The sequence below is a fragment of the Ruegeria sp. AL7 genome (genome assembly GCF_056536105.1).
On record NZ_JBQFJF010000001.1, the window covers coordinates 296,021 to 315,400 of the forward strand.

Consider the following 19,380-nt stretch of genomic DNA (forward strand, 5'->3'; position numbering starts at 1 on the left):
GGAAATACTCCCGCCGGAGGCAAGGCCAGCCTAGCTGACCTTCTTCATCCCCATCACCCGCGCCCGCGCGCGTGGATCACTGTCGAACAGGGCCGCCAGTTGTTCCGTCATCGCACCGGCCAGCTGTTCCACATCGGTGATCGTCACCGCACGGTCGTAATACCGGGTCACATCATGACCGATGCCAATCGCCAGCAACTCGACCATCTTGCGCTTTTCCACCATGGCAATCACATCGCGCAGGTGCTTTTCCAGATAGTTGGCGGGGTTCACGCTCAGCGTTGAATCATCAACCGGAGCTCCATCCGAAATCACCATCAGAATCTTGCGCTGCTCGCGCCGCGCGATCATCCGGCGATGCGCCCATTCCAGCGCCTCACCGTCGATGTTTTCCTTCAGCAGGCCCTCTTTCATCATCAGCCCCAGATTGGGCCGCGCCCGCCGCCACGGCGCATCGGCACCCTTGTAGATGATGTGGCGCAGGTCGTTCAGACGGCCGGGTTGCTGCGGGCGGCCATCGTTCAGCCATGCCTCGCGCGCCTGTCCGCCTTTCCACGCCCGCGTGGTAAAGCCCAGAATCTCGACCTTCACATTGCAGCGCTCCAGCGTCCGCGCCAGAACATCGGCACAAATGGCCGCGATCGAGATCGGACGCCCCCGCATCGACCCCGAATTGTCCAGCAACAGCGTCACCACCGTATCGCGGAACTCGGTATCCTTCTCGACCTTGAAACTCAGCGGTGTGGTGGGGTTTGCCACAACGCGCGCCAGACGGCCCGCATCCAGAATGCCTTCCTCGCGGTCGAATTCCCAACTGCGGTTCTGTTGCGCCTGCAATCGGCGCTGCAACTTGTTGGCAAGGCGCGAAACCGCACCTTTCAAAGGTTCAAGCTGCTGATCCAGATAGGCCCGCAGCCGTTCCAGTTCCGCAGGCTCGGCCAGATCTTCGGCCGCAATCTCTTCATCATGCGTGCTCAGATAGACCTTGTAATCCGGGTCGGCCTCGGATGCGGGCGGCGGGGCAGGCGGCTCCAGCGGCGCTTCGCCATCCGGCATCTCCGCCTCGTCACCCAGCTCATCCTCGGCCATCTCATCCATCGAGACCTGCGCCTGAGATTGATCCTGCTGCTCTTCCTGCGTCTGCTCAGGCGTCGCATCCGCGTCCTGATCGTCCTGATCATCCTGACCGGTGCTGTCGGGATCGGGCTGTTCCTCGGCGTCGTCCTCGGCCTGGTCTTCCTGCTCGTCGTCCAACTCGTCGGGGTCATCACCCAGCTGGTCGCCATAGCCCAGATCCTTGATCATCTGGCGCGCGAACTTGGCGAACTCCGCCTGATCCGACAGCACGTCATCAAGGTTCTCCAACACGCCACCGGCCTGTTCCTCGATGAACCCGCGCCACAGGTTCATGATGTTCTCGGCCGCAGGCGGCAGATCGCGCCCGGTGGCCAGATGCCGGATCAGGTATCCCGCCGCCACCGACAAGGGCGCATCGGCAGGCTGCTTACACTGGTCATATCCGCGCCGGATCGCCTCATGCCCGATCTTGACGTCGATATTGCTGGCAGTGCCGGGCATGTCCCGCGCGCCCATCGCCTCGCAACGCGCCGTCTCCATCGCCTCGTACAAGTCCCGCGCCATGTCCCCCGGAGGCGCATAGCGCGCATGGGTTGCGTCATCATGATACCGGCGCTGCAACGCCAAAGCGTCCGCCGTGCCGCGCGCCAGCAGAACCTCTTCCCGCGTCATACGCCGAGACACCTGCGGCAGCCGCATCGACTCACCCGACAGGCCCGATGGATCGACGGTATAAGTTACCGACAGCTCAGGGTCATCAGCCATGACCTTGGTGGCCTCGGCCAGCGCTTTCTTGAACGGATCAGCGGGGTTGTCGTTGGGTTTGCTCATTCAAAAAACTGCTAGGTTTTGCGTTTCTGGGTATCTTGAAGCCAGTCTCTTGCACTTGTCAAAAAGTGAGTGCGAGATCCGACCAGTTACAGGATCCTCACGGGGGCCAAACTGCTCAAGCTCCTCGCTGGATACAGGTCGTTTCCACAGGCTTTGTAGGTCTTTCCATCCAGAACGATAGTTCATTTTTGCGAGTAACGTGTGAAACGCATTTGACGCTTTGGTTTCGTTTGCGGATTGGAGACCGTTCTTGCTATTGTACGCTGCCCAATAGTGAAAAACTGACCCACAACTGAGAGCGCCGAACGCGTCTCCACCGTCATGAGAAGATATGAAGTCCTCTTCCAAATAGGCATTTGGGTAACGGTTTTCAAATCTGACCGGTGTACAGCCAGCGCATACGGTCGCAATGAGCGCAGAGGTGATGCTTGCCTTAACCAAGGCTCGCGCTCGCGGCGCTCTCCGGCAGTTCCTCGTCGAAACAGCGCTGATAGAACTCGGCCACGGTCTGACGTTCCAACTCGTCGCATTTGTTCAGGAACGACAGGCGGAACGCATAGCCCACATTGCGGAAGATCTCGGCATTCTGCGCCCAGTTGATCACGGTCCGCGGGCTCATGACGGTGGACAGATCGCCATTCATGAAGGCGGTCCGGGTCAGGTCGGCCACGGTGACCATTTGGCTGACGGTCTTGCGCCCCTCGGCGGTGTTGTAATGCGGCGCCTTCGACAGCACGATCATCGTCTCAGCGTCATGGCTCAGATAGTTCAGGGTTGAGACCAGCGACCAGCGGTCCATCTGCGCCTGGTTGATCTGCTGGGTGCCGTGATACAGACCCGTGGTATCGCCCAGACCCACGGTGTTTGCGGTGGCAAACAGGCGGAAACACGGGTTCGGCGTGATGATCTCATTCTGGTCCAGCAGGGTCAGCTTGCCATCATGTTCCAGCACCCGCTGGATCACGAACATCACGTCGGCACGGCCCGCGTCATATTCGTCGAACACGATGGCGACGGGGTTGCGCAGGGCCCAGGGCAGGATGCCCTCGTGGAATTCGGTCACCTGCTTGCCGTCGCGCAGTTTGATCGCGTCCTTGCCGATCAGGTCGATCCGGCTGATGTGGCTGTCCAAGTTCACGCGCACGGCGGGCCAGTTCAGGCGGGCGGCGACCTGCTCGATATGGGTCGATTTGCCGGTGCCGTGATAGCCCTGAATCATCACCCGGCGATTATGGGCAAAGCCCGCCAGGATCGCCAATGTCGTCTCGGGGTCAAACTTGTAGGTCGGGTCGATGACGGGCACACGGTCGGTGGCTTCGGCAAACCCTTTGACCTTCATATCCGTCTCAATGCCAAATACGTCACGGACCGAGATATCTTCGGTGGGTTTTGCGTTTACATCGATCGATCCGTCAGCCATTCGCCTTGTCCTTATCCTTTGGCCCGTATTGCCGGGTTTGAACCCGTGTGTGGTGCAACATATTGCGGGCAAGGGCAAGGGAAAGCCGCCCGCTCGGAAAGGTGAGCAGGTTTTTCTTTCAAACTGGCCCTATTGACGCGCGGGTGATCCTCAACTGCGACGGGTACAAGGCACAGATCACGCCGCGTTTCTCAATGACAGCGCGGCCTGATCGGATGCAGATGCCGAACCATGTGTCCGAAATGCTGCATGCAGGTGGGCATTCGGCAAACTATATGTTGTGGAAAGTGACCTTATCAGACATATAAAATGGTCTTATGGGGCGTTTTATAAGTGATCGGGTGTTGGTGAAACGGGAATGCCGGGTGCGGCTCCGTCTGCAATGTTGCTCTGGGTCGAGTGATCAGCAGGCGTCGATATCTGCCAACATGGCCTTGGTGACGCCAGGTGGCATTTAGCGTTCTTCTCCATACGGCCAAGACAACGGGCCAGAACGATCTCATCGTCCAGAACACGACACAATCCGCGATCATCAGCGGATCGATGGTGTCGTTTGACGGGGGCGCGACTTTCCAGCCTTACACCTATCTGGGGCAAGGAAACTACCGCGGAACCGGGGAAACCGGAGAATTCATTCAGGTCGGCGGGCAAATCTACGCCTGGGATGCCAATAACCCAACCGGTCCGAAGACCACTGGCAACTGGAAAATCACCCCGAGTGATCTGAACCCGACCGATCCGCCCTGTTTTGTTTCGGGCACCCTGATCGAAACGGATCGCGGCCCGCGCCCGGTCGAAGATCTGACCGTGGGCGACCGGGTTTGCGTAGCCGGCGGGACCCCGCTGCCCATCGAATGGATCGGCAAACGAACACTCAGCGCGCAAATCCTGCGCGTCTGGCCCCAATTCAACCCGGTCTGCATCCGGCGCGATGCGTTGGGCAAGGGCCTGCCGGACAGGGATCTTTACCTCTCTCCGCAACACCGGGTTGTGCTGGGGGGCTGGCGGGCCGAGCTTTATTTTGGCGCACCAAGCGTGTTCTGCGCGGCCATTCATCTGGTCAACGATGATACCATCCGGCAAGTGACCACGGGCGAGGCGGTGACATATTATCACATCGCCTGCGCCGAACATGTGATCCTCACATCGCACGGTCTGCAAAGCGAAAGCCTGTTTCCGGGTGACATGGCGCTGAAATCACTGCATCGCGACGATGTCGAGGAACTGCGCGCGCTCTTTCCGGTGTTGCGTTCAGACGCAGGACCACACCCCCAAACGCGCCTAAGCTGCCTGACCGGGCGCGAGGCACGCGCGTTGCGAGGCATGTTCGCAGGTTAGGCCCACGTTGCGGAAATCGTGGCGCCATTGTTGGTGCGCACCCGGATCACGCCGCGCTGTTAACAGCATTAGTGCAGTAGTTGCCAATCGGGGATCAACCGAACAAGGTTTGACGCCTTCATCCTCCGGGACATCAACCCAACATCATTCGCGCATGGCTCAGACCTTAGGTCGACAACCCACCCATTGCCCAATCGGCATGGGTCTCGATAACACTGGCCACGGACAGCGCCTTTTCCGCGATATCCTCCGGTGTGACCTCGGCGAACGCGATGCGGGTCATCCTGTCGTGCATCGCTTCCGAGGTGTAGAACTCAAAGGCCCGCGTATTGCCGGGGCTGTTCCAGAATGCGGTAATCCAGATCGAGTCCCGCCCCGGAACGCAATATGCGCACCAATCGCGCCACAGGCGCAGCACCAATTCGGTATCCGGGCTTGCGGCGACCTGTTCGAACAGCGACTCCAGCGGCCACCCCGCCAGGGCGAACATGCACAGTGTATCGTCCAGACAGCCGCGTTCCCGTGCCATCTCGCGTTTCAGATACGCGCGCTGGAACCGGTCCAGAACCCGCCATTCCTCGGGTGACCAGTTCTTCGGGTTGCCGGTTTCATACCGGTTCAGGCTCACCTCCAGCCCAACGCTGGCAGGGTCTTCGTCCACGGCCAGAATCTCAAGGATCCGGGGCAGCAGGTACCCCCATGTGTCGCGGGCTATCCCCGCAGGATCACAAGCGGCAAAGAACCAGTCCTGGACGTAATGCAGGGGAAGCTCGGCAATGGGCGGCGTAAAGAAATCCGCCTCAATGTCGGCGTCCATGCAGCAGCCTTCGCAAACCTCGATGCTGCTCGGCTTTGGATAGGCAAAAACCCGGTACGCATCGCTGATGATGTCAGAAAATGGATGATCCGGCGGGATCTTGGCTTTTGGCGGGTTCTGCTCTTTGCGTGCCACGGTCCTTGCATCCAAAACTGTTCTGCCGGGGCAGGGTCCCGTCAGTGTCATCCCTGAACGCTACGAAACCCGGATCGTTGCGTAAAGCTGTGGTCGCGTGGTCAAAGCGAAAACCAAAGCTCGTCCTTGCGAAAACCACCTTTCACAAGGCGATCCGCTTTCAACACATCCGGAAACTCGTCCTCCCAGTCACGGAACCTGTCATTTGTCACGATACGTGCCTTGCTGTCGCGCGCCGCCTGCAAGATCAGCGGATCTGCCGGCGTGCCTTTGGGCGCGACCATGACCCGTTTGGCCCGCAAGCCCAGGGCGCGGCTCAGCGCCCGGTCGTTCATGTATTCCCCTTCGACCTTGTACCCGACATTCGCATCGAACACGACGCCCGGTTTGAACCCGGCTTGCTTCAGGCTGGCCAGAACCTGCCGCAACGTAGCCAGATCCGGTGCGCCGTCTTTCCAGTGCATCACGTTCGACCCGTCCACGATGATCCATGTGTTGGCCCTGCGCCAGCCGAACCAGGCCCGGATCAGAAGGATCGTACTGGCGAACACACAAAGCAGGGCCAAAAGGAACAGCCAGTCCATCTCGGTTGGATAGAACTGCGCCACGACCAGCCCGCAAAGTGAGGCAAGCAGCAAAAAGAAAGGCATACGCACAGCGGTTGCTCCGGGAAAAGCACTGTTTCAATTCCCACTACTATTGCGGGAATTGAAACAGGTTTCCAGACAGCATCCTCACAATCCGTTCAAACTGTGTAAACAGCTGGCGACTGACGGCGGCCCTACTTGAAATTCCGGCTGTCCTTGATCTGGTCCCAGGCCCAGACGACCTCTTGCAACTGCTCTTCCTGCGACCGGTCGCCGCCGTTCATGTCCGGATGCAGCACCTTGATCAGCTTCTTGTACGCCTTGCGCACTTCGGTTTTGGACCAGCTGTCATGGGCTTCCAGAATCTCGATTGCACGGCGTTCAGTGGGGGGCAGGCGACGTCCGCCACCACCCGAGGTGCGCCCCTTGTTCTGCGTGCTGTTGGCGCCCAGAACCTGATGCGGGTCCTCAATGCCCAGACGGGCCCAGGCGCGCGCCTCCGGGTCTCCCATCGGCTTGGTCTCACGTTCCCAAACCTTGTCCTTCGAGCGTTGCGCGTTCAGCTCGGCCTCGGTGGTGCCGTCGAAGAAATTCCACTTCTGGTTATACTCGCGCACGTGCTGCTGGCAGAACCAGAAATAGTCATCCAGCACATCCGGTGCCTTGGGGGCGCGGAACTTGCCCGGCTCGTCACACCCGTCGTGATCGCAGATCCGGACCGAGGTCTCGGACGCGCCCGACATGCCCCGGCGCCCACGCGGGTTCTTTTTCTTGGCGCTGGAAACGGACATATCGAATCCGAAGGGGTCTGATTTCGCCATGCTCTATCCTCACGAACGCATCTTTTCGACTCGGAGGCAGCAGTTTAGTCTAAGCAGCCGAAAGTAGAAGAGGGGGGCGGCAAAAATTTTGCCGCTGAGCAAAAAAATGAGCGTGACCGACGAAATCCGAACCCGCCTGCAAGCCGCCTTTGACCCGCATGAACTTGACGTGATCGACGACAGCGAAAGCCATCGCGGCCATGCAGGCCACAGGGAAGGCGGCGAAAGCCATTTCAACGTCCGCATCCGCGCCGCCGCGTTTGCGGGTCAATCCCGCGTCGCCCGCCACCGGGCCGTGCACAAGGCGCTGGGCGACATCGTGCCCCGCATCCACGCGCTGGCGCTGGATATCGGAACCTGACGCTGCGCCCTATTCTGCGCTCATCTGCGCGGATGGGGTCGAGGCCGAGATCGCATATTCCTCATCCGTCATGACGTCTTCGATCCCCTCGAACAGAGGCGTCGACAGGTAACGCTCGCCCGTATCCGGCAGCATCACCAGCATGACCGATCCCGGCGCTGCGGTTTCGGCCAGTTTCATCGCCACCGCAAAGGTCGACCCGCCCGAGATCCCGGTGAATATCCCCTCTTCCGAGGCAAGGCGGCGCGACCACTCAATCCCTTGCGGCCCTGGAATAGGGACCAGTTGGTCGTAATAGGAATTGTCGATGGCTTCCTGAAGGACCCATGGAATGAAATCCGGTGTCCAACCCTGAATCGGGTGCGGCTCGAAATTGGGGTGGCTTTCGGTGGGCTGGTGATCGTCGTTGCGCGTATTCACATAGCCTGACGACACGATGGCGGCATTTGCCGGTTCGGTCAGGATGATTTTCGTATCGGGTCGCTCTTTGCGCAACACCCGTGATACTCCGGCGACCGTGCCACCGGTGCCATAGCCCGTCACCCAGTAATCCAGCTGCTTGCCTTCGAAATCCGCAAGGATTTCCCGCGCGGTCGTATTCTCGTGAATATCGGCATTGGCGGCAGTCTCGAACTGGCTGGCCAGAAACCACCCGTTTTCCTCGGCCAGTTCCTTGGCCTTGGTATACATGCCGAACCCCTTTTGTGCCTTGGGGGTCAGAACAACCTTCGCGCCCAGAAAGCGCATCAGCTTGCGCCGCTCGACCGAAAAGCTTTCGGCCATCGTCACGACCAGCGGATATCCCTTGGCCGCACAGACCATGGCAAGCCCGATCCCGGTATTGCCGGACGTCGCCTCGACAACCGTCTGACCGGGTTTCAGCCGCCCATCCCGTTCTGCCGCCTCGATGATGTTCAGCGCCAGCCTGTCCTTGACCGACCCCGCCGGGTTGAACGCTTCGAACTTCACATAAACGGTCACATGCTCCGGCGCGATCCGGTTGACCCGGATACAGGGCGTGTCGCCGACTGTATCAAGGATGCTGTCATACAGGCGTGCCCGCCCCTGTGTCTGCCGAATACCCATTTCAAAATCCCTCCCGGTTGTCCGGTTAACATGCCACAGATTTCGCTGGGTTGATAAGCACATATCGCGCCCGCAGCGCCAAACCTGCCCGCGGGCGGGCTGCTCAAACTGCGGTGCACACCGTGTTGCAGGTGTAACCGCACGTCAAACCCTGATCCGTCTCAGGCGTCTTTCTTGTCATTGGCGGTATCCGTATCCTGGTCAACCTGGTCCCGGCTTTTCAACGACAAAGGCGGTTCATTCGCTTCTTCCGAAATTGGTTTCGGCGCGGCCACCACACCGGGGCCGGGGATCGGTTGGGCCAACGGGGTGTCGTCAAACTCGGGCACTTCTCCGATCACCGACGCATCGACTTCCTCGGCCACGACCCGCCGGAACACCAGCACATTGCGCCAGTTTGTGGTCGATCCGGTCAGGCCCGAGCGTTCCTCGCTGGGCAGCAGCTCGGCGCGCTGGTATTCCCAGCCGTCCTGCGCCATCTGGTTCAGAACCTGTTCGACCGAGACCGCAAAGCGGCCCTCGGCCGTTTTCACGCCCTTGGCTTTCACGCCCTTTTGCGGCGCGGGGACGACCTTGTATTCAAAAAGCTGCATCAAGTGTTCCTAAATACCTGTTCGCGCCAACTTACCACGCTGACCCCGGGGTGAAAGGGCCGTCGCCCGAGCGGCGGTTTTCAGCCCTGATTATTGCCGTTAGCCTGTGCCGCCTTGGTCACAACCGACAGGCACAGCTCGGTCGCCACTGCCATGTCCTGCACCGAAATCCACTCCAGCGGCCCGTGAATGCACTGCATTCCGGTGAACAGGTTGGGGCAGGGGGTGCCGAACTCGGTCAGGCGCGACCCGTCGGTGCCGCCGCGGATCGGCACCGACAGCGGCTCGATCCCCAGCTCGCGGCAGGCGTCACGCGCCAGATCAACCGGTGTCATGTCGTTTTCCAGCCAATAGCGCATGTTCCTGTACTGGTGGCTGATATCGCAGGTGATGGTCGCGCGCGGTTCCGTGGCCTGCACGGCCGCACAGACCTGCCGCACGATGTCACGTTGCGCCTCAAGGCCCTCCATCTCGAAATCGCGCAGGATCAGCTTGATTTCCATCTCGGACGATCCACCGCTCATGTCGGTGACATGGATGAACCCGTCGCGGCCATCGGTTGTTTCGGGCGTCATGGTGGCCTGCGGCAAGGTCTGCACGATCTTCGCCGCCAGATGGGTCGCGTTCACCATCTTGTCCTTGGCCAGTCCGGGGTGGATTGATACCCCTTCGATCCGGATCACGGCGCGGTCGGCCGAGAAGCTCTCATATTCGATCTCGCCCACTTCGGCACCGTCCAGAGTATAGGCGAAATCCGCCCCCAGATCCTTGGGCAGCTGTTCGGTAACGCCGCGCCCGATCTCTTCATCTGGGGTAAAGGCAATGCGGATAGGGCCGTGCGGTATATCCGGGTTTTCGATCAGATGCCGCGCCATGGTCATCAGGATCGACACCCCGGCCTTGTCATCCGCGCCCAGCAGGGTGGTACCCGACGCCGTGATCAGATCATGTCCGATCTTCTCGGCCAGATAGGGGTTCTCGTCCGGGGACAGCACCAGATCCGGATTGTCCGGAAAGGAAATGTCGCCACCGTTATATCCTTTGATCACCCGCGGCTTGACGCCCGTTGCATTGAACTGGGGGGCCGTATCCACATGCGCCAGAAAGCCAACCGTCGGGCCGGGTGCGGTGCCGGGGATGGTCGCGACGACCACGCTGTCACCCGTCAGTGTCACATCCTTGGCGCCGATCTCGGTCAGTTCCTGCTTCAGCAGGTTCAGCATGTCGAACTGTATCTGTGTGCTCGGCGTGGTCGCCGAGGTCTCGTCGCTCTGACTGTCGATCGCCGCGTAACGCACCAGCCGATCTTCGAGTTCCTGATCAAATCTGTTCTGCATGATACCTCACCTCTCTGGGTCGGAAGAAAGGGTGCAATCACAGGCGAAGTCAAGCCGATGAGCTGACCCCATTTCTTAAGAAATCGTGGAAATCTGATTGTACAAACCTGACAATTGCCACTGGCAGGTTTGTACAAAATGTAAGGTTCAGGAGCTCAGCTTCCTGCTGACCAAATCGTTAACGGCCTTCGGGTTGGCCTTGCCGCCGGTCGCTTTCATCACCTGACCCACGAACCAACCCGCCAGTTTCGGGTTCACCTTGGCCTTCTCGACCTGGGCCGGATTGGCCGCGATGATCTCGTCCAGTGCAGCCTCGATCGCGCCGGTGTCGGTGACCTGTTTCATTCCGCGATCCTCGACGATCTGCGCCGGATCACCGCCTTCGGTATAGACGATTTCAAACAGATCCTTGGCGATCTTGCCCGAGATAGCATCAGAGGAAATCAGGTCGATGATCTCACCCAGCTGCGCCGGAGAAACCGGCGACTCCGTGATGTCGTGGTCTTCTTTTTTCAGACGTCCGAACAGCTCGTTGATCACCCAGTTCGCGGCCAGTTTGCCATTGCGCCCCTGCGCGACCTCTTCGAAATAGGCCGCCGATTCCACTTCAGCAGTCAGCACTGAAGCGTCATAGTCGGTCAAGCCGAACTCACTGATAAAGCGCGCTTTTTTGTCGTCAGGCAGTTCTGGCAGATGGGCGGCGATTTCGTCCACCCATGCCTGTTCGATCTCCAGCGGCAGCAGGTCGGGATCGGGGAAATAGCGGTAATCATGCGCTTCTTCCTTGGACCGCATCGACCGGGTTTCGCCCTTGTCCGGATCATACAGACGGGTTTCCTGCTCGACCTTGCCACCGGCTTCGACAATGGCGATCTGGCGGCGGGCTTCGACTTCAATGGCTTGCTGGATGAACCGCATCGAGTTCATGTTCTTGATCTCGCAACGGGTGCCCAGATGCGAAAAGTCCTGTGTTTCCTGATACTTCTCATAAGCACCCGGCAAACAGATCGAGACGTTGACGTCCGCCCGCAGGTTGCCGTTCTGCATGTTGCCATCGCAGGTGCCCAGATAGCGCATGATCTGGCGCAGTTTGGCGATATAGGCGGCGGCCTCTTCCGGCCCGCGAATATCAGGGCGGCTGACGATCTCCATTAGGCAGACACCGGTCCGGTTCAGGTCGACAAAGGACATGTGCGGGTCCATGTCGTGGATCGATTTGCCTGCGTCCTGCTCCATGTGGATACGTTCAATCCGCACCATGCGCGCAGTGCCGTCACCCATCTCGACCAGCACTTCGCCTTCGCCCACAATAGGATGATAAAGCTGGGAAATCTGGTAACCTTGCGGCAGGTCAGGATAGAAATAGTTCTTGCGGTCAAAGGCCGATTTCAGGTTGATATCCGCTTTCAGGCCCAGCCCGGTGCGCACCGCCTGTTCCACGCAGAACTCGTTGATCACCGGCAGCATCCCCGGCATTGCCGCATCCACGAAGGCCACGTTCGAGTTCGGCTCGGCCCCGAATTTGGTGGACGCGCCCGAGAACAGCTTGGCATTGGATGAGACCTGCGCATGCACCTCCATTCCGATCACCAGTTCCCAATCGTGCTTGGCCCCGGCAATGGTTTTGGGTTTGGGCATTTCGTGTGTCAGGTCGAGCATGGCGCGCCTCATTTCCGCAGAAGTCTAAGCCTGCGTATTAGGCCCGGCAGGGCCTAGGGGCAAGGGGGAATCCTGACGCGTTCAGTTCTTGGAAAACTGCAGACCAGACGGTGTGAAGGTTACATCCTTGCCGCTGCGCAGTTCATCCCGGAACAAATCCGAGATAGCGCGCAGCGCGTCGCGCTGACCGCGCGCAGCAAACCGCTCGGGCGAGTTGATGCGGACCGAGTTGTTGAACCCGTTGGCGGCATGGGCCCAGATCAGGGGGTGAAGCTCGGTCAGGTGATCGCGGATCAGCCAGTTTGCGGTGTCGCGCATCTGAGCGCGGACATTGTCTGCCTTTTCGTTCAGCCCGTGACCATTCTGAATGGTGATTGCACAATAGGCCGACAACATATTGATCATCTGCTGGTCAGGGCGCAGACCTACGATATCGCGCAATCCTTCAAGGAAATACTCGACATCGACCTGTGCGCAGGCCTCTTCGTCCAAAGCGATGGCATCGAATTGCACCCACGTATATCCACCAGCGCCCCAGATATCCTGTGTCCGGACGGCATTGCGCAAGGCTTGCAATTCCAGTTCTGCGTAGCTGCCGAACCACCGGGGCAAAAGGTGGCTGCCCATCGCGCGCATGTGACGCTGATTGCGCGGGTCCAGTGTGATCAGGCGCTCGTACTCATCGGCAACGCGGGCGTTTGACTTGCGCTGCCCGGCCAACAGGGCACAACCGGCGGCCGCAATCAGAGGGCTGTCCGGTGCATCCGCCTTGCATTTGGGAAGGATCGCAGCGGCCCGGTCGAAATGAGCGGCGCATCGCGAACGGTGCAAGGGTGGAAGGGCCGTGTCCGTGGCGTTCCCGCGCCAGGCCCAGGCCAGGTCGATATGGGCCAGCGCCACAACGGCAGCGATCATCGGATCACCAGGATTGTCTGACAACTCGCCTTCCAGTTCCGAAATACCACCCAGCAAATCGTAATCGGATATGGCCTTGCCGTCCGACAGTGCATGTTCCGCAGCCAGAACCACGTCAGATCTGGCCCCGAACGCCAAAAGATCGGCAATCGGCATACCATCTGATACGGCGGCACGATCCTGATCCGCTGCACGCATTTCATCGGACAACTCGGTCCAGCGATCCTGTCTGGCCAGATAGCGCCCATGTTCGATTGTAGAATGTCCAATCAGATTGTCGCAATTCGACGTTGCAACAGGAATGTTGAGCTGCCCATGTTCAGGCAGGGCAGCGGCCAGCGCAGATTTCGTTGCGCACAGATCTTCTGAGGCGTCCGTGGGATTGGATATGGGCTGGGCAAACAGCGCCCTTAACGACCGAAACATGGTAAAACTCAAAACTGTAAAAACACTTAACTGAGTCTGAAGTCTGGCGAGGTATCAGGCTCAATTCAAGTAATTTGCTTAATAAACTTTGTTTTTTGTGTCCAATGCGCCCTTAGATCACGCAGTGTTTCAGAAAACAGTGAAATGATGACGGTTTACGCGAAAACCTGCCTGTTTCAGAATGGTTTCCAGATCCCGATGCGGCGGCAGAGACTCATCTGGCAGCCGGATTCGTTTCCCGGATTTCAGGACGATGGATACGCGAACGGAAAAGTCCCACCGGGTGTCAAATCGGAAATGGTCGATATCCCGCATCGGGATATCTCCCTTACGATTGCCCGTGAACCAGCGCACCGCATCCCGGTCCAGATGCACGCCAGCGCTGGTATTCTGGATCACGTCCCAGATTGCGGGGAGAGTGGCAAGAGACAGCAGGCCGACAACCCACCAAGCCGCGTCGAACAGGATGACCAGCGCCAGCAGGGTCGCGTAGACACTGGCTAGAATGACCAGTGTTCGTGTGTTCCGGTTGCGGCGGGTAAAGCTGTAGGGTGTCATGCGCCGAGGATGCGGGATACCATTTCCGTCGTGTCGCGCGACAGGTTCGGTGTTTCTGCAATGCGAGAAAGCTGCGTGCGCATCTGGCCCTGACGCCCGGTGTCGTACCGTTTCCAGGTCTGAAAAGCTGAACACATCCGTGCCGTGGTTTGCGGGTTCACAGGATCAAGGCGGATCAGCCAATCGGCCAGCAGGCTGTACCCGGCACCATCCGGCTGGTGGAACCCTGCGTGGTTCATCGCCAAGGCCCCCATGACAGCGCGGAACCGGTTCGGGTTCTTCCAGTTGAAATCGGGATGCCCGGTCAATGCCTTTGCCGTTTCCGGTGTCGCCTCGGGTGCGGCCATGGTCACCTGCAAGCCAAACCATTTGTCCATGACCAGCCGATCATGCTGCCATTGGTCATAGAAGGCGGTCAGCTGGGCTTCGCCCTTGCGGGCGCGCAGCAGGCAGGACAGGGCTGTCAGTTGCAGGGTCATGTTATCCGCGTTGGCATACACATTGGCCGCCATTGCCCCCCCGTCCAGCCGAGAGGTCAGCGCCAATGCCGCGCTGCCAAGGGCGCGTTTGCCGGATTGCTCGGCATCCGGGCTGTAGGGGCCATCAACCAACGCCTCGCTGTGCAGGCGGGGCAGCAGATCCTGCACATGCTGCGCCGTGGACTGCCGCAGCGTTTCGACCGCTGACCAGATTGCCATCGGATCGGGCGTCTGGCCGCGTTCATGCAACGCCGCAGCCAGTTCGGATTGCGTCGGCAGCCCAAGCATCAAGGCGCGATAGGCCGGGTCCAGCGTGTCGTCGCGCAGCACGGCCAGCAGCCCGTCAAGGTAATCGGCGTCCGGGGTTGCTTCGTCCAAGATCATCCGCAGCAAGGTGTCCTGCGCCAGCGATCTGCCAGCCTGCCAGCGGTTGAACGGATCTGTGTCATGCGCCAGCAGAAACGCGCGTTCGGCGTTTGAATGATCGTGTTCCAGGATGACCGGTGCCGAAAAATCGCGCAGGATCGAAGCTGTGGGCCTTGTCGCAAGCCCCGTGAACTGAAAACTCTGCTCGGCCTCTGTCAGTTCCAGCACTTCGGTCGTGCGGACCTCATCCCCGTTTGGTCCCAGCAGGCCAACGGCGACCGGGATCACCTGCGGCAGTTTCTCTGCCTGACCCGGTGTGGGATCGGTGCGCTGTTTCAGTGTCAGGGTAAAGGTCCCGTCGGCCCAATCTTCAAATACGGTCAAACGCGGCGTGCCCGACTGGCTGTACCAGCGTTTAAACTGGGTCAGGTCGCGGCCTGTAGTGTCTTCGAACACTTTCAGCCAATCCTCGATCGTGCAGGCCTGTCCGTCATGGCGGTCAAAATAGAGGTCCAGCGCCTTTGCATAGGCCTCATCCCCGACCAGCCGCTTTAACATGCCGATGACTTCGGCACCTTTTTCGTAAACCGTGGCCGTGTAGAAATTGTTGATCTCCTGAAAGCTTTCGGGCCGGACCGGGTGCGAGAGCGGGCCGTTATCCTCGGGGAATTGCCGCGCGCGCAGGTCGATGGCGTCGTGTATGCGTTTCACAGGGCCCGAGCGCATGTCGGATGTGAACTGTGCATCGCGGAAGACGGTCAGACCTTCTTTCAGACACAGCTGGAACCAGTCGCGGCAGGTGATGCGGTTGCCTGTCCAGTTGTGGAAATACTCATGCGCGATGATCGCCTCGATCCGTTCGAAATTGGCATCGGTCGAGGTTTCAGGACTGGCCAGAACAGCCGAAGAGTTAAAGATGTTCAGCCCCTTGTTTTCCATCGCGCCCATGTTGAAGTCATCGACGGCGACGATGTTGAAGACGTCCAGATCGTATTCCCGGCCATAGACATCTTCGTCCCATTTCATGGACTTCTTCAGCGCCTCCATACCGAAGGCGCACTTGCCTTCATCCCCCGGTCGCACCCACAGGTTCAACTCAACATCCCGGCCTGATCTGGTAGTGAACTGATCGGGATGGGCCACAAGTTCCCCAGCGACAAGCGCAAACAGATAGGCAGGCTTGGGCCACGGGTCGGTCCATTCGGCCCATCCTTCGCCCTTGCCCGAGGGGTTGCCGTTCGACAGAAGAACCGGCAGGTCGCCATTGATACGCACGGTAAAGGTGGACATGACATCGGGGCGATCCGGATAATATGTGATCTTGCGGAAACCTTCCGCCTCGCACTGGGTGCAATACATGCCGTTCGACATATAAAGCCCCTCCAACGCCGTGTTGTTGCCCGGATCGATCTCAACTTCGGCTTCCCAGAGGAACGGGGTGTCGGGAACATGGACGGTCAGGCCCTTGTCCGTGACATCAGGCGAAACTTCGGTTCCGTTGATGGACGCGCGGATCAGGTTCAGATCTTCGCCGTGCAGAAAAAAGGTGCGATCGGTCGCGTCGGGGTTTGGACGAAACGCGATACGCGACGTGACCCGTGTGGCATGTGCAGACAGATCGAAGGTCAGGTGCACGCTGTCCAGCAGATAACCAAACGGAGTGTAGTCTTTCAGGAAGATCGTGGTGGGGGCAGCGTCGCGCATGGGGGCCTCGCATCGGTTCGTGTCTGGCGCGACGTTAGGGGCATCGTTCCAGAGCTGCAACTGGCCCCCGCCATTCCCTTGTTGTTTTTGAAACAGCTTCCCTTCGATCCGAATAACCCTAACGCAAAGTCGAAAGTTGCCTATCGGAAACTTTCGGCCTAAGTCACTTACGCATACAATGGCACACAATCGCAGGAGAGCAGGAAGATGAGTGGCAGACAAACCCTGAGCGGGCTGCAGATCGATCCAATACTGGCAGAGTTTATCGAGACGCGGGCATTGCCGGGTACGGGTGTGTCGGCGCAGGATTTCTGGGCGGGTCTGGCGCGACTGGTGTCTGAACTGGGGCCGAAAAACCGCGCGCTTCTGGCCAAGCGGGCCGAGATACAAGGGCGCATCGATGGCTGGCATATTGCGCGCAAGGGTCAGAGCAATGATCCCACTGACTATCAGGCTTTTCTAAAGGAAATTGGTTATCTGGTCGAGGAAGGCGACGGGTTTCAGATCGACACGACGCATGTCGACCCCGAGATTGCGCTGACGCCGGGTCCGCAGCTGGTGGTGCCGATCACCAACGCGCGCTTTGCGCTGAACGCGGCGAATGCGCGATGGGGCAGCCTGTATGATGCGCTTTACGGCACCGATGCGATAGGCGATCTGCCAACAGGCGGTGGGTATGATGCGGCGCGCGGTGCACGGGTGATTGCATGGGCGAAAGCCTTTCTGGATGACGCGGTACCTCTGGCTGGTGGGTCTTGGGCCGACGTGTCGGGACTGCATGTCGAAGAAGGTGCTCTTTCCCCGGCACTGGCAAACCCCGATCAATTTGTTGGTTTCGGTGGCGCGGCAGACAAGCCGGCTTTTGTGCTTCTGAAAAACAATGGCCTGCATATTCAGATCATGATCGATCCGACTGGCGTTATCGGTGCCACTGATCGCGCAGGTATCGCAGATGTCCGGCTGGAATCCGCTCTTTCAACGATTATGGACTGCGAAGACTCGGTCGCTTGTGTTGATGCAGCAGATAAGGTCGCGGCCTATGGCAACTGGCTGGGCTTGATGAAGGGTGATCTGACTGAAGACGTCACCAAGGGCGACGCAACGTTTACCCGCAAGCTGGCAGAAGATCTGACCTTCACCACACCGACAGGTGAGCAGGCGGCCCTGAAAGGCCGTTCGCTGATGCTGGTGCGAAATGTCGGCCACTTGATGACGAACCCGGCCGTTCTGGACGCCGAAGGGCGCGAGATTGGCGAGGGGCTGATGGACGCGCTCTGCACCACTCTGATCGCAATGCATGACCTGCAACGGGATGGGGGTAACTCGGTCGAAGGGTCGGTCTACGTGGTGAAACCCAAGATGCACGGTCCGGAAGAGGTTGCCTTTGCGGTTGAGATTTTCGACATGGTCGAAGACATCCTTGGCCTGCCGCGCAACACCGTGAAGCTGGGCATCATGGATGAGGAACGCCGCACCTCGGTCAACCTCAAAGAATGTATCCGCGCCGCGAAGTCGCGCGTCGCCTTCATCAATACCGGTTTCCTAGATCGCACGGGGGATGAGATTCATACCTCGATGGAGGCTGGGCCGATGCTGCCCAAGGGCGAGATCAAGAACACGCCCTGGATTGCGTCTTATGAAGACCGCAATGTCGATATCGGTTTGGCCTGTGGCCTGAAAGGCAAGGCGCAGATCGGCAAAGGCATGTGGGCGATGCCGGACCGGATGGGCGATATGCTGGAGCAAAAGATTAGCCATCCGCAATCTGGCGCCACCTGCGCCTGGGTGCCGTCGCCTACAGCTGCGACGCTGCACGCCACACATTACCACAAGGTCAACGTACTGGCCCGTCAGGACGAGATCGCAGCGGCGGGTGCCCGAGGTACGCTTTACGATTTGCTGACCATTCCCCTGCTGGGGGGCCGCAATCTTGGTGACGCGGAAATCTCGCGCGAGGTCGAGAATAATGCACAAGGCATTCTGGGCTATGTCGTGCGTTGGGTCGATCAGGGCGTAGGATGTTCCAAAGTCCCCGACATCAACGACATCGGGTTGATGGAAGACCGTGCGACCTGCCGGATTTCGTCTCAGGCTCTGGCCAACTGGTTGCATCACGGCATTGTCGACGATGCACAGGTGATGGCTGCGATGCAGAAAATGGCGGCTGTCGTGGATCGCCAGAATGCAAGTGATCCGGGTTATGTCCCGATGGCGCCGGGCTTTAACGGAATTGCTTTTCAGGCGGCTTGTGACCTTGTGTTCAAAGGCCGTGTGCAGCCCTCGGGCTACACCGAACCGGTCCTGCACGCGCGCCGTCTGGAATTGAAGGCGGCCACCGCGTAATACAAAGGGGGCGATCCGCCCCCTTTCTTCTTTCGACATGCAGACACAGGAATGCACATGGAAGTTTCCCTTCGCAAAGCCCGCACCATTATCCGCAAAGCACTTGAGAAAGGCCGCGAGATGGAGCTGAAGCCACTTTCAGTGGTTGTTCTGGATGCAGGCGGCCACGTCATCGCGTTCGAGCGTGAGGATGATGCAGCACCGGGCCGCTTTGCGATTGCGCATGGCAAGGCATATGGCTCTGTCATGCTGGGAATGGCGGGCACGGCACAGATGCAACGGGCCGAGGCGCAAGCCTACTTTATGGCGGCGGTAAACGGAGTGTATGGCGGGCAGGTCGTACCAGTTCCGGGCGGGGTCTTGCTGCGGGGTCGAAAAGGGGACGTGATCGGTGCCGTTGGGGTAACCGGCGACACGTCAGAAAACGATGCTGCCGTTGCGATGGCGGGAATTGAGGCCGCCGGGTTGGACGGCGAGATTTAAGTCCGACCATTGAGAGCAGCTCCGTCAAAGCAATGACTTGGCGC

17 protein-coding genes are annotated in these 19,380 nt (G+C 59.4%); 5 read left to right on the forward strand and 12 right to left on the reverse strand.

Translation table 11 applies throughout. The features are described 5' to 3' along the window. Nucleotides 1–30: 30 nt before the first annotated feature. A complete protein-coding gene (gene cobT, locus ACR3E2_RS01510) occupies nt 31–1,908 on the reverse strand; it encodes a cobaltochelatase subunit CobT (protein WP_480481834.1) in 1,878 nt (625 codons plus the stop codon). Between the two features lie 433 nt (nt 1,909–2,341). Then, the gene (cobS, locus tag ACR3E2_RS01515; RefSeq protein ID WP_209504507.1) at nt 2,342–3,328 is read right to left on the reverse strand and encodes a cobaltochelatase subunit CobS; all 987 of its coding nucleotides are present in this window, start codon (nt 3,326–3,328) and stop codon (nt 2,342–2,344) included. 101 nt (nt 3,329–3,429) lie between these two features. Between cobS and ACR3E2_RS01520 the strand changes: the two genes are divergently transcribed. Both ACR3E2_RS01520 and ACR3E2_RS01525 read left to right on the forward strand, forming a co-directional pair. Then, complete coding sequence (locus tag ACR3E2_RS01520) at nt 3,430–3,636, forward strand: hypothetical protein (protein WP_480492676.1); 207 nt, start codon at nt 3,430–3,432, stop codon at nt 3,634–3,636. Between the two features lie 139 nt (nt 3,637–3,775). Next, entirely contained in the window at nt 3,776–4,666 is an 891-nt protein-coding gene (locus ACR3E2_RS01525) for a Hint domain-containing protein (RefSeq protein ID WP_480481831.1), read from the forward strand. A gap of 166 nt (nt 4,667–4,832) precedes the next feature. Here ACR3E2_RS01525 and ACR3E2_RS01530 read toward each other — a convergent pair whose 3' ends face one another. From ACR3E2_RS01530 to ACR3E2_RS01540, 3 genes are all read right to left on the reverse strand, one after another. After that, a complete protein-coding gene (locus tag ACR3E2_RS01530) occupies nt 4,833–5,618 on the reverse strand; it encodes a hypothetical protein (RefSeq protein WP_480481829.1) in 786 nt (261 codons plus the stop codon). Nucleotides 5,619–5,719: 101 nt separating this feature from the next. Further along, nucleotides 5,720–6,268, reverse strand: coding sequence for an NYN domain-containing protein (locus ACR3E2_RS01535; protein WP_480482335.1), 549 nt, complete (start codon nt 6,266–6,268; stop codon nt 5,720–5,722). 131 nt (nt 6,269–6,399) lie between these two features. Next, entirely contained in the window at nt 6,400–7,026 is a 627-nt protein-coding gene (locus ACR3E2_RS01540) for a J domain-containing protein (protein ID WP_480475989.1), read from the reverse strand. Nucleotides 7,027–7,132: 106 nt separating this feature from the next. Here ACR3E2_RS01540 and ACR3E2_RS01545 point away from each other — a divergent pair, with 106 nt between their 5' ends. Then, nucleotides 7,133–7,387 carry a BolA family protein gene (locus ACR3E2_RS01545; protein WP_209597754.1) on the forward strand — a complete coding sequence of 85 codons (255 nt, stop codon included), beginning with the start codon at nt 7,133–7,135 and terminating at the stop codon, nt 7,385–7,387. Nucleotides 7,388–7,396: 9 nt separating this feature from the next. On the opposite strand, the gene ACR3E2_RS01550 is transcribed toward ACR3E2_RS01545, so the two are convergent. The 7 genes from ACR3E2_RS01550 to pepN all read right to left on the reverse strand — a co-directional run bounded on the left by ACR3E2_RS01550 (nt 7,397) and on the right by pepN (nt 16,510). Continuing rightward, entirely contained in the window at nt 7,397–8,473 is a 1,077-nt protein-coding gene (locus tag ACR3E2_RS01550) for a PLP-dependent cysteine synthase family protein (protein WP_480481827.1), read from the reverse strand. Nucleotides 8,474–8,634: 161 nt separating this feature from the next. Beyond that, complete coding sequence (locus ACR3E2_RS01555; RefSeq protein WP_480475993.1) at nt 8,635–9,066, reverse strand: DUF4177 domain-containing protein; 432 nt, start codon at nt 9,064–9,066, stop codon at nt 8,635–8,637. An 80-nt stretch (nt 9,067–9,146) separates the two neighbouring features. Beyond that, a complete protein-coding gene (gene pepT, locus ACR3E2_RS01560) occupies nt 9,147–10,403 on the reverse strand; it encodes a peptidase T (RefSeq protein ID WP_480475995.1) in 1,257 nt (418 codons plus the stop codon). A 147-nt stretch (nt 10,404–10,550) separates the two neighbouring features. Continuing rightward, on the reverse strand, nt 10,551–12,062 hold the full coding sequence (gene gatB / locus ACR3E2_RS01565; RefSeq protein ID WP_480481825.1) for an Asp-tRNA(Asn)/Glu-tRNA(Gln) amidotransferase subunit GatB: 1,512 nt from the start codon (nt 12,060–12,062) through the stop codon (nt 10,551–10,553). Nucleotides 12,063–12,143: 81 nt separating this feature from the next. Beyond that, nucleotides 12,144–13,403, reverse strand: a complete 1,260-nt coding sequence (locus tag ACR3E2_RS01570) for a hypothetical protein (protein ID WP_480481823.1) — start codon at nt 13,401–13,403, stop codon at nt 12,144–12,146. Nucleotides 13,404–13,532: 129 nt separating this feature from the next. Continuing rightward, nucleotides 13,533–13,961, reverse strand: a complete 429-nt coding sequence (locus tag ACR3E2_RS01575; protein ID WP_480476001.1) for a hypothetical protein — start codon at nt 13,959–13,961, stop codon at nt 13,533–13,535. After that, a complete protein-coding gene (pepN, locus tag ACR3E2_RS01580) occupies nt 13,958–16,510 on the reverse strand; it encodes an aminopeptidase N (RefSeq protein ID WP_480481821.1) in 2,553 nt (850 codons plus the stop codon). Before pepN ends, ACR3E2_RS01575 begins: the two co-directional genes overlap by 4 nt. 207 nt (nt 16,511–16,717) lie before the next feature. Here pepN and ACR3E2_RS01585 point away from each other — a divergent pair, with 207 nt between their 5' ends. Continuing rightward, complete coding sequence (locus ACR3E2_RS01585) at nt 16,718–18,853, forward strand: malate synthase G (protein ID WP_480481819.1); 2,136 nt, start codon at nt 16,718–16,720, stop codon at nt 18,851–18,853. A gap of 57 nt (nt 18,854–18,910) precedes the next feature. Further along, nucleotides 18,911–19,336 carry a GlcG/HbpS family heme-binding protein gene (locus ACR3E2_RS01590; protein WP_480481817.1) on the forward strand — a complete coding sequence of 142 codons (426 nt, stop codon included), beginning with the start codon at nt 18,911–18,913 and terminating at the stop codon, nt 19,334–19,336. The last annotated feature ends 44 nt before the right edge of the window (nt 19,337–19,380 follow it).